The sequence below is a fragment of the Streptomyces yerevanensis genome, assembly GCF_000716805.1.
Classification (GTDB): Bacteria; Actinomycetota; Actinomycetes; order Streptomycetales; family Streptomycetaceae; genus Streptomyces; species Streptomyces flaveus.
Genome location: NZ_JNWJ01000007.1, coordinates 299,425 through 309,313 on the forward strand (window position 1 = coordinate 299,425; position 9,889 = coordinate 309,313).

17 protein-coding genes and 1 pseudogene are annotated in these 9,889 nt (G+C 65.3%); all 18 read left to right on the top strand.

The window, feature by feature from the left end; translation table 11 throughout:
- Positions 1-319 precede the first annotated feature (319 nt).
- Complete coding sequence (gene rplN / locus OP79_RS09910) at positions 320-688, top strand: 50S ribosomal protein L14 (protein ID WP_003992364.1); 369 nt, start codon at positions 320-322, stop codon at positions 686-688.
- Positions 689-690: 2 nt separating this feature from the next.
- Entirely contained in the window at positions 691-1,014 is a 324-nt protein-coding gene (rplX, locus tag OP79_RS09915; protein ID WP_033319642.1) for a 50S ribosomal protein L24, read from the top strand.
- Positions 1,014-1,571, top strand: a complete 558-nt coding sequence (gene rplE, locus OP79_RS09920) for a 50S ribosomal protein L5 (protein WP_033319643.1) — start codon at positions 1,014-1,016, stop codon at positions 1,569-1,571. The genes rplX and rplE overlap by 1 nt, the downstream gene beginning before the upstream one ends.
- A gap of 5 nt (positions 1,572-1,576) precedes the next feature.
- Positions 1,577-1,762 carry a type Z 30S ribosomal protein S14 gene (locus OP79_RS09925; RefSeq protein WP_003948630.1) on the top strand — a complete coding sequence of 62 codons (186 nt, stop codon included), beginning with the start codon at positions 1,577-1,579 and terminating at the stop codon, positions 1,760-1,762.
- 211 nt (positions 1,763-1,973) lie between these two features.
- Positions 1,974-2,372 (top strand): 30S ribosomal protein S8, encoded by a 399-nt coding sequence (gene rpsH / locus OP79_RS09930; protein WP_033319644.1) that lies wholly within the window; start codon positions 1,974-1,976, stop codon positions 2,370-2,372.
- Between the two features lie 24 nt (positions 2,373-2,396).
- Positions 2,397-2,936: a 50S ribosomal protein L6 gene (gene rplF, locus OP79_RS09935; protein ID WP_033319645.1), complete on the top strand. Its 540-nt coding sequence runs from the start codon at positions 2,397-2,399 to the stop codon at positions 2,934-2,936.
- Between the two features lie 3 nt (positions 2,937-2,939).
- Positions 2,940-3,323 carry a 50S ribosomal protein L18 gene (rplR, locus tag OP79_RS09940; RefSeq protein ID WP_037973501.1) on the top strand — a complete coding sequence of 128 codons (384 nt, stop codon included), beginning with the start codon at positions 2,940-2,942 and terminating at the stop codon, positions 3,321-3,323.
- Positions 3,324-3,362: 39 nt separating this feature from the next.
- Entirely contained in the window at positions 3,363-3,971 is a 609-nt protein-coding gene (gene rpsE / locus OP79_RS09945) for a 30S ribosomal protein S5 (protein ID WP_033319646.1), read from the top strand.
- Positions 3,971-4,153, top strand: a complete 183-nt coding sequence (gene rpmD, locus OP79_RS09950) for a 50S ribosomal protein L30 (protein WP_033319647.1) — start codon at positions 3,971-3,973, stop codon at positions 4,151-4,153. The genes rpsE and rpmD overlap by 1 nt, the downstream gene beginning before the upstream one ends.
- A 2-nt stretch (positions 4,154-4,155) precedes the next feature.
- On the top strand, positions 4,156-4,611 hold the full coding sequence (rplO, locus tag OP79_RS09955) for a 50S ribosomal protein L15 (protein WP_033319648.1): 456 nt from the start codon (positions 4,156-4,158) through the stop codon (positions 4,609-4,611).
- Between the two features lie 241 nt (positions 4,612-4,852).
- The gene (gene secY, locus OP79_RS09960) at positions 4,853-6,166 is read left to right on the top strand and encodes a preprotein translocase subunit SecY (protein ID WP_033319649.1); all 1,314 of its coding nucleotides are present in this window, start codon (positions 4,853-4,855) and stop codon (positions 6,164-6,166) included.
- Complete coding sequence (locus OP79_RS09965) at positions 6,166-6,849, top strand: adenylate kinase (protein ID WP_033319650.1); 684 nt, start codon at positions 6,166-6,168, stop codon at positions 6,847-6,849. Before secY ends, OP79_RS09965 begins: the two co-directional genes overlap by 1 nt.
- A gap of 171 nt (positions 6,850-7,020) precedes the next feature.
- Positions 7,021-7,857, top strand: a complete 837-nt coding sequence (gene map / locus OP79_RS09970) for a type I methionyl aminopeptidase (protein WP_033319651.1) — start codon at positions 7,021-7,023, stop codon at positions 7,855-7,857.
- Between the two features lie 352 nt (positions 7,858-8,209).
- A complete protein-coding gene (gene infA / locus OP79_RS09975) occupies positions 8,210-8,431 on the top strand; it encodes a translation initiation factor IF-1 (protein WP_003948620.1) in 222 nt (73 codons plus the stop codon).
- Positions 8,432-8,489: 58 nt separating this feature from the next.
- Entirely contained in the window at positions 8,490-8,603 is a 114-nt protein-coding gene (rpmJ, locus tag OP79_RS09980) for a 50S ribosomal protein L36 (protein WP_003998809.1), read from the top strand.
- Positions 8,604-8,810: 207 nt separating this feature from the next.
- Positions 8,811-9,191 (top strand): 30S ribosomal protein S13, encoded by a 381-nt coding sequence (rpsM, locus tag OP79_RS09985; RefSeq protein WP_033319652.1) that lies wholly within the window; start codon positions 8,811-8,813, stop codon positions 9,189-9,191.
- A gap of 69 nt (positions 9,192-9,260) precedes the next feature.
- The gene (gene rpsK, locus OP79_RS09990) at positions 9,261-9,665 is read left to right on the top strand and encodes a 30S ribosomal protein S11 (RefSeq protein ID WP_003948617.1); all 405 of its coding nucleotides are present in this window, start codon (positions 9,261-9,263) and stop codon (positions 9,663-9,665) included.
- Between the two features lie 124 nt (positions 9,666-9,789).
- Positions 9,790-9,889 (top strand): annotated as a pseudogene (locus OP79_RS53775) (DNA-directed RNA polymerase subunit alpha); the annotation flags it as partial.

Below are 9,889 nucleotides of genomic sequence, written 5' to 3' on the forward strand. Positions count from 1 at the left end.
CCCGACGGCGGGCTCGCGAAGCGAATCGCGGAGTCCGCCGGGCGGCCTGCGGCCGGACCCACGGGGCCACCGCCCGCAGGCCCTCGGGCCTGCGGGACGGGAGCCCTCGGCCCCGCAAGGGCGCTGCTCCGGGCCACCGGCCTGGAGCAGCGCGCCGCCTCCGGCCTCAGGGCCGGTGGTGCCGAGCCCTCGGCGAGGGTTTCCGCCTCCAGAGGCCCAAGTAATTCCTGCGGGAGCAACTCGCAGGACGGTTCCGCCAGGCTCGCAGGGTCGCCCCGAAAGGGCCCTGCGGGAACCGGCAGACAAACAGGAGATAGACGTGATCCAGCAGGAGTCGCGGCTGCGTGTCGCCGACAACACGGGAGCGAAGGAAATCCTTTGCATCCGTGTGCTCGGTGGCTCCGGTCGCCGCTACGCGGGCATCGGTGACGTCATCGTCGCCACCGTCAAGGACGCGATCCCCGGTGGCAACGTGAAGAAGGGTGACGTCATCAAGGCGGTCATCGTTCGCACCGTCAAGGAGCGCCGCCGTCCGGACGGCTCGTACATCCGCTTCGACGAGAACGCCGCTGTCATTCTCAAGAACGACGGCGACCCTCGCGGCACCCGTATCTTCGGCCCCGTGGGCCGTGAGCTGCGCGAGAAGAAGTTCATGAAGATCATCTCCCTCGCGCCGGAGGTGCTGTGAGCATGAAGATCAAGAAGGGCGACCTGGTCCAGGTCATCACCGGCAAGGACAAGGGCAAGCAGGGCAAGGTCATTGCCGCTTACCCGCGCGACGAGCGTGTCCTGGTCGAGGGTGTCAACCGGGTCAAGAAGCACACCAAGGCCGCTCCGACCGCTCGCGGTTCGCAGGCCGGCGGCATCGTCACGACCGAGGCGCCGATCCACGTCTCCAACGTCCAGCTGGTCGTTGAGAAGGACGGCAACAAGGTTGTCACGCGTGTCGGTTACCGCTTCGACGACGAAGGCAACAAGATCCGCGTTGCCAAGCGGACGGGTGAGGACATCTGATGACTACCACCACCGCTCCGCGTCTGAAGTTGAAGTACCGCGAGGAGATCGCGGGCAAGCTGCGTGACGAGTTCAAGTACGAGAACGTCATGCAGATCCCCGGCCTCGTCAAGATCGTGGTCAACATGGGTGTGGGCGACGCCGCCCGCGACTCCAAGCTGATCGAGGGCGCCATCCGCGACCTCACCACGATCACCGGTCAGAAGCCGGCCGTCACCAAGGCCCGTAAGTCCATCGCGCAGTTCAAGCTGCGTGAGGGCCAGCCGATCGGTGCCCACGTCACGCTCCGTGGCGACCGCATGTGGGAGTTCCTGGACCGCACTCTGTCGCTCGCGCTGCCGCGCATCCGCGACTTCCGTGGTCTGTCCCCCAAGCAGTTCGACGGCCGTGGCAACTACACCTTCGGTCTCACGGAGCAGGTCATGTTCCACGAGATCGACCAGGACAAGATCGACCGCGTCCGGGGTATGGACATCACCGTGGTCACCACGGCGACCAACGACGCCGAGGGCCGCGCGCTCCTCCGTCACCTCGGCTTCCCCTTCAAGGAGGCGTAAGCGAGATGGCGAAGAAGGCTCTGATTGCCAAGGCTGCTCGTAAGCCCAAGTTCGGTGTACGTGGCTACACGCGCTGCCAGCGCTGTGGTCGTCCGCACTCCGTGTACCGCAAGTTCGGCCTCTGCCGCGTGTGCCTTCGTGAGATGGCTCACCGTGGCGAGCTGCCGGGCGTGACCAAGAGCTCCTGGTAATTCCCTAAATAGGGGATTGTCAGGGCTCTCGGTAAGTAAAGGGTCCGGTCAGGGGCCCACCCCTCCATGGCTTAGGCTAGGAGGGTTGGGCGCCTGACGCCCGTACGACTTACTACGCCGTAGGTCCACCGCGCCGCACCCGTCCCGTCTCGGATCGGGGAGAGGGATGGCGCACCAGGAAACCCCGGCGAGAGAGGCCGAAGGCCAATTCATGACCATGACTGATCCGATCGCAGACATGCTGACGCGTCTGCGTAACGCGAACTCGGCATACCACGACACCGTGGCGATGCCGCACAGCAAGATCAAGTCGCACATCGCGGAGATCCTCCAGCAGGAGGGCTTCATCACGGGCTGGAAGACCGAGGACGCCGAGGTCGGCAAGAACCTCGTTCTCGAGCTGAAGTTCGGCCCGAACCGTGAGCGCTCCATCGCGGGCATCAAGCGGATCTCCAAGCCCGGTCTCCGGGTGTACGCGAAGTCCACCAACCTGCCCAAGGTGCTCGGCGGCCTGGGCGTGGCGATCATCTCCACGTCCCACGGACTCCTCACCGACAAGCAGGCCGGCAAGAAGGGCGTAGGCGGAGAAGTTCTCGCCTACGTCTGGTAGCGGAAGGGAACGGAGGAAACAGCTATGTCGCGCATTGGCAAGCTCCCCATCACGGTTCCCGCCGGCGTGGACGTCACCATCGATGGCCGTACGGTCCAGGTGAAGGGCCCCAAGGGCACCCTCTCCCACACCATTGCGGCGCCGATCGAGATCGCTAAGGGCGAGGACGGCATTCTCAATGTCGTTCGCCCGAACGACGAGCGTCAGAACAAGGCCCTGCACGGCCTGTCCCGCACGCTGGTGGCGAACATGATCACCGGCGTGACCACGGGTTACGTGAAGAAGCTCGAGATCAGCGGTGTCGGTTACCGAGTCCTGGCGAAGGGTTCCAACCTGGAGTTCTCGCTCGGCTACAGCCACCCGATCCTGGTCGAGGCCCCCGAAGGCATCACCTTCAAGGTCGAGAACCCGACGCGGTTCTCGGTCGAGGGCATCGACAAGCAGAAGGTCGGCGAGGTTGCGGCCAACATCCGCAAGCTGCGCAAGCCCGACCCGTACAAGGCCAAGGGCGTCAAGTACGAGGGCGAAGTCATCCGCCGCAAGGTCGGAAAGGCGGGTAAGTAAGCCATGGCATACGGGCAGAAGATCGCCAAGGGCGACGCCTACAAGCGTGCTGCCATCAAGCGGCGCCACATCCGGATCCGTAAGAAGGTCTCGGGTACGGCTGAGCGTCCCCGCCTGGTCGTGACGCGCTCGAACCGCCACATCGTGGCCCAGGTGATCGACGACCTCAAGGGGCACACCCTTGCGTCGGCGTCCACCCTGGACACCTCGATCCGCGGCGGAGAGTCCGACAAGTCCGCGCAGGCCAAGCAGGTCGGCGCCCTGGTCGCCGAGCGCGCCAAGGCCGCGGGCGTCGAGGCCGTCGTGTTCGACCGTGGTGGCAACCAGTACGCGGGGCGCATCGCCGCCCTGGCGGACGCCGCCCGCGAAGCCGGGCTCAAGTTCTGAGCCTGCCGTAGCTAGCGGAAACAGAGAGAGGTAAATCCAATGGCTGGACCCCAGCGCCGCGGAAGCGGTGCCGGTGGCGGCGAGCGGCGGGACCGGAAGGGCCGTGACGGCGGTGCGTCTGCCGCCGAGAAGACCGCGTACGTTGAGCGCGTCGTCGCGATCAACCGCGTCGCCAAGGTTGTGAAGGGTGGTCGTCGCTTCAGCTTCACTGCGCTCGTCGTAGTGGGCGATGGCGATGGCACCGTCGGTGTCGGTTACGGCAAGGCCAAGGAGGTGCCGGCCGCCATCGCCAAGGGTGTCGAGGAGGCCAAGAAGCACTTCTTCAAGGTCCCCCGTATCCAGGGCACCATCCCGCACCCGATCACGGGCGAGAAGGCCGCGGGCGTCGTCCTGCTCAAGCCGGCTTCCCCCGGTACCGGCGTTATCGCCGGTGGCCCGGTGCGTGCCGTGCTCGAGTGCGCCGGCGTGCACGACATCCTGTCGAAGTCGCTCGGCTCGTCGAACGCGATCAACATCGTGCACGCGACCGTGGCAGCCCTGAAGGGTCTGCAGCGTCCCGAGGAGATCGCGGCCCGCCGCGGTCTGCCCCTCGAGGACGTCGCTCCCGCGGCTCTGCTGCGTGCGCGTGCCGGGGCTGGTGCTGCGTAATGGCTCAGCTCAAGATCACGCAGACGAAGTCGTACATCGGCAGCAAGCAGAACCACCGTGACACTCTGCGTTCGCTTGGTCTCAAGAGGATCAACGACGTGGTCGTCAAGGAGGACCGCCCCGAGTTCCGCGGCATGGTGCACACCGTCCGCCACCTCGTGACGGTCGAGGAGGTCGACTGATCATGGCGGAGCAGAACCCGCTCAAGATCCACAACCTCCGTCCTGCCCCGGGCGCCAAGACCGCCAAGACCCGCGTCGGTCGTGGTGAGGCCTCGAAGGGTAAGACGGCCGGTCGTGGCACCAAGGGCACAAAGGCCCGCTACCAGGTTCCGGAGCGCTTCGAGGGCGGGCAGATGCCCCTCCACATGCGGCTCCCGAAGCTGAAGGGCTTCAAGAACCCGTTCAAGACCGAGTACCAGGTCGTGAACCTGGACAAGCTGGCCTCCCTCTACCCCGAGGGTGGCGAGGTCACGGTGGCCGATCTGGTCGCCAAGGGCGCCGTTCGCAAGAACAGCCTTGTCAAGGTCCTCGGCCAGGGCGAGATCTCCGTGGCACTCGAGGTGAAGGTCGACGCGGCCTCCACCTCCGCCAAGGAGAAGATCGCCGCCGCCGGCGGCACCGTCACCGAGCTCGTCTGAACACCACAGGCGTCTCGATGACTTGAGCGCACCCGACCGGGGATGCCCCACAAATGGGGCATCCCCGGTCGGTCGTTCCAAGGAAAGCTGTGTCGCCGGTATGGTGGCCAGCACTGCTCATTTTCGCCTGGTGTGCCCACTGGGAACTCCAGGCGGCTTTTGACTGTTAGTTAGCTGTCCATTACTCGTCGAACCTCAAGACCGCCTCTGACGCAGTTGCGCGGGGGTCGCAGGAGGCACCGTGCTCACCGCGTTCGCCCGGGCGTTCAAGACGCCCGACCTGCGCAAGAAGCTGCTCTTCACGCTCGGCATCATTGTGATCTACCGGGTCGGTACGCATATCCCGATCCCGGGCGTCGACTACGGGAACGTCCAGACCTGTATCGACAACGCCAACGCGAACCAGGGCATCTTCGGCCTGGTCAACATGTTCAGCGGTGGCGCTCTGCTGCAGATCACGGTCTTCGCGCTCGGCATCATGCCGTACATCACGGCGAGCATCATTCTGCAGCTGCTGACCGTGGTGATCCCGCGCCTGGAAGCCCTGAAGAAGGAGGGCCAGTCCGGCACGGCGAAGATCACGCAGTACACCCGTTATCTCACGGTGGCGCTGGCCGTCCTGCAGGGCACCGGCCTGGTGGCCACCGCCCGCACGGGCGCGCTGTTCCAGGGCTGCCCGGTCGCCACGCAGATCGTGCCCGACCGCTCGATCTTCGTGACCACCACGATGGTCATCACCATGACCGCCGGTACGGCCTTCGTCATGTGGCTCGGTGAGCTCATCACCGACCGCGGCATCGGCAACGGCATGTCGATCCTGATGTTCATCTCGATCGCCGCCACCTTCCCGTCCGCGCTGTGGGCCATCAAGCAGCAGGGCAGCCTGGCGGGCGGCTGGATCGAGTTCGGCGTCGTGATCGCGGTCGGCCTGTTCATGGTCGGCCTGGTGGTCTTCGTCGAGCAGGCTCAGCGCCGCATCCCGGTCCAGTACGCGAAGCGGATGATCGGCCGCCGCTCCTACGGCGGCACGTCGACGTACATCCCGCTGAAGGTGAACCAGGCGGGCATCATCCCCGTGATTTTCGCCTCGTCGCTGCTCTACATCCCGGCGCTGATCGCGCAGTTCTCCGGTGGAACCTCCGGCTGGAAGACCTGGATCGAGAAGAATCTCGCGGATCCGGGTGCGACGCCGCACATCATCCTCTACTTCTTCCTGATCATTTTCTTCGCGTTCTTCTACGTGGCCATCTCGTTCAACCCCGAGGAAGTCGCGGACAACATGAAGAAGTATGGTGGCTTCATCCCGGGCATCCGGGCTGGCCGACCGACCGCTGAGTACCTGGGATACGTACTCAACCGGATCACCTGGCCGGGTTCGCTGTACCTGGGGCTGATCGCTCTCGTGCCGACAGTGGCGTTGGCTGGTTTCGGCGCCAATCAGAACTTCCCGTTCGGTGGTACCAGCATCCTGATCATCGTGGGTGTGGGTCTGGAGACGGTGAAGCAGATCGAGAGCCAGCTTCAGCAGCGCAATTACGAAGGGTTCCTCCGCTGATGCGAATCGTCCTCGTCGGACCGCCCGGTGCCGGCAAGGGAACGCAGGCCGCGTTTCTTGCCAAGAACCTGTCGATCCCGCACATCTCCACGGGCGACCTCTTCCGCTCCAACATCAACCGGCAGACGGAACTCGGCAAACTCGCCAAGTCCTACATGGACGCGGGGAACCTGGTACCGGACGAGGTCACCATCGGGATGGCGCGGGACCGCATGGAGCAGCCCGACGCCGTGAACGGCTTCCTGCTGGACGGCTTTCCGCGCAACGTCTCGCAGGCCGAGGCGCTGGACCAGGCGCTGAAGGCCGACGGGGTGGAGCTGGACGCGGTGCTGGACCTGGAGGTCCCCGAGGACGAGGTGGTCAAGCGCATCGCCGGCCGCCGCATCTGCCGCAGGGACTCGGCCCATGTCTTCCACGTGGTGTACAGCCAGCCGAAGAAGGAAGGCGTCTGCGACGTCTGCGGCGGCGAGCTGTACCAGCGCGACGACGACTCCGAGGAAACCGTTCGCCGGCGGCTGGAGGTCTACCACACGCAGACCGAGCCGATCATCGACTACTACCGGGCGCAGGGCCTGGTTGTGACGATCTCGGCGCTCGGCAAGGTGGACGAGGTCACCAAGCGGGCGATGGACGCGCTCAAGCGTGAGGGCGACACGAGCTCCGTGAGCGACGCGAGCGCGTAGGTGTCCCGCTGAATTCGGCCGCGGTGCCCGTACGGGCACCGCGGCCCCTTTTTGCGGCTAAACCGCCGCCGCTCTCGCGGACGTGGTGATTCGCCGTTGTGGTTGCTCAATTGATGGTTGCGGCAGACTTGAGCCAAGACGTTCTACGGGAAGCGGAGAGGCGACAGCCCCATGGTGCAGATCAAGACGCCCGAGCAGATCGCCAAGATGCGTGAGGCGGGCCTTGTTGTCGCCGCCGTCCACAAGGCGACGCGTGAGGCGGCGGTGCCCGGGGCCACGACCAAGGATCTCGACGAGGTCGCCCGCAAGGTGCTGGACGAGCACGGGGCGAAGTCGAACTTCCTCGGGTACGGCGGCTTTCCCGCGACGATCTGCACCTCCGCGAACGAGGTCGTCGTCCATGGCATCCCCAGTGACGAGGTCGTCCTCAAGGACGGCGACATCATCTCCATCGACGCCGGCGCAATTGTGGACGGGTGGCACGGGGACGCGGCGTACACCGCGTTCGTGGGGAGTGGGCACGCTCCCGAACTCGTTGAGCTCTCGCGGGTGACCGAGGAGTCGATGTGGGCGGGGATCGCCGCGATGAAGGTGGGGCACCGGCTTGTCGATGTCTCCCGTGCCATCGAGACGTACATCCGGCGGCAGCCCAAGCCCGGCGGCGGGCGGTACGGGATCATCGAGGACTACGGCGGGCATGGCATCGGTACGGAGATGCACATGGATCCGCATCTGCTGAACTATGTCGAGCGGAAGCGGGGGAGGGGGCCGAAGCTGGTGCCCGGCTTCTGCCTTGCCATCGAGCCGATGGTGTCCTTGGGGACGGCGAAGACCGAGGTTCTCTCGGACGACTGGACGGTCATCACCACGGATGGCACGTGGTCGTCCCACTGGGAGCACTCGGTCGCTCTGACGGAGGCGGGGCCGCTCGTGCTGACGGCTCCGGACGGGGGTAAGGCGAAGCTTGCCGAGTACGGGGTTGTGGCTGCGCCTGATCCGCTGGGGTGACGGGGTGGCGGGGTGGCGGGGAGGGTTTTCTTTCCCCAGTCCCGCCCCTTCCCGGAACTGGGGGCTGCGCCCCAGGCCCCCCGCCAGGGGGTGGGGTGACATGTCGTGTCGCGGCTGCGGGTGCGTTGTGGCTGGTCGCGCCCACGCGGCGGAGCCGCACATCGATACAGCCCCGCGCCCCTGAAGGGGCGCGTCCCCACCCACTCCGCTTAAGGATCTTCCTGGGTGGGCAGGCTCTCAATTCGTGTTTCTGATGGCCCTGACGTAGACTGACTCGTCGGCTCTTGTGTACCCGCATGTCTGCATGCGGTTGTGTGGAGCCGATCAAGGTAGTCGATTCGAAGGGCGAAGCGTGGCCAAGAAGCAAGGTGCCATCGAGATCGAAGGCACTGTCGTCGAGTCTCTCCCGAACGCCATGTTCAAGGTGGAGCTCCAGAACGGCCACCAGGTCCTGGCACACATCAGCGGCAAGATGCGTATGCACTACATCCGCATCCTCCCTGACGACCGGGTCGTGGTGGAGCTGTCTCCGTACGACCTGACGCGTGGCCGGATCGTCTACCGCTACAAGTAGATCTTGCCTGTGCCCCGCACTCGCGGGGTGGTGGCACTGACCCGGAGAACCTCACCCAATGAAGGTCAAGCCGAGCGTCAAGAAGATCTGCGACAAGTGCAGGGTGATCCGCCGTCACGGTCGGGTCATGGTCATCTGCGAAAACCCGCGCCACAAGCAGCGCCAGGGCTGACGCACGACCAACCTTCTGCATCCGCAGACTTCGCGCGACGCAAGCAGCACATGTTCATACGCAGAGCCCGGATCCCATGTCCAGCAAGGATCCGATACCCCCGGTCGGAGGCTGGGGACCCGTTCGTACCGAATCTTGGAGTCCAAGAGGACGGCGGGCGGGAGCCGGTTCTGCGGAAGACCTCCGAACGACAACTGGAGCCATTGAATGGCACGCGTTTCCGGTGTTGACATCCCGCGCGAAAAGCGCGTGGAGGTTGCCCTCACCTACGTGTTCGGCATCGGCCGGACCCTCTCGCAGAAGACGCTGGCCGAGACCGGCGTCAACCCGAACACCCGCGTTCGCGACCTCTCCGAGGAGGAGCTGGTCAAGATCCGCGAGTACGTGGACAACAACATCAAGACCGAGGGTGACCTCCGTCGCGAGGTTCAGGGCGACATTCGCCGCAAGATCGAGATTGGTTGCTACCAGGGCATCCGCCACCGTCGTGGCCTGCCCGTCCACGGTCAGCGCACCAGCACCAACGCCCGTACCCGCAAGGGTCCGCGTCGCGCCATCGCCGGTAAGAAGAAGCCGGGCAAGAAGTAGTCCTCAGCGGACAACGCTTCATCAGCGGTCTTCGCTGTAGGACCGACCACCTCCCCGTAGGAGTAATAGATGCCCCCCAAGGGACGTCAGGGCGCTGCCAAGAAGGTGCGCCGCAAGGAAAAGAAGAACGTCGCTCACGGCCACGCGCACATCAAGAGCACGTTCAACAACACCATCGTTTCGATCACCGACCCCACCGGCAACGTGATCTCCTGGGCCTCCGCCGGCCACGTCGGCTTCAAGGGCTCGCGCAAGTCGACCCCCTTCGCCGCGCAGATGGCCGCCGAGTCGGCCGCCCGCCGCGCGCAGGAGCACGGCATGCGCAAGGTGGACGTGTTCGTCAAGGGCCCGGGTTCGGGTCGTGAGACCGCCATCCGTTCGCTTCAGGCGACCGGTCTTGAGGTCGGCTCCATCCAGGACGTCACGCCCACCCCGCACAACGGCTGCCGTCCGCCGAAGCGCCGTCGCGTCTGACTTGACGTACGGCTGCTTGGTCTGAGGTTTTCGGGCGGTATGGCTCTTCGGAGCCGTATCGCCCGTATCCTTGCAATACATCAGGGCGTCAAATAGCGGGCGCCCCTGACAGAAGGAACGCAACATGCTGATTGCTCAGCGTCCGTCCCTGACCGAAGAGGTCGTCGACGAGTTCCGCTCCCGGTTCGTGATCGAGCCGCTGGAGCCGGGCTTCGGCTACACCC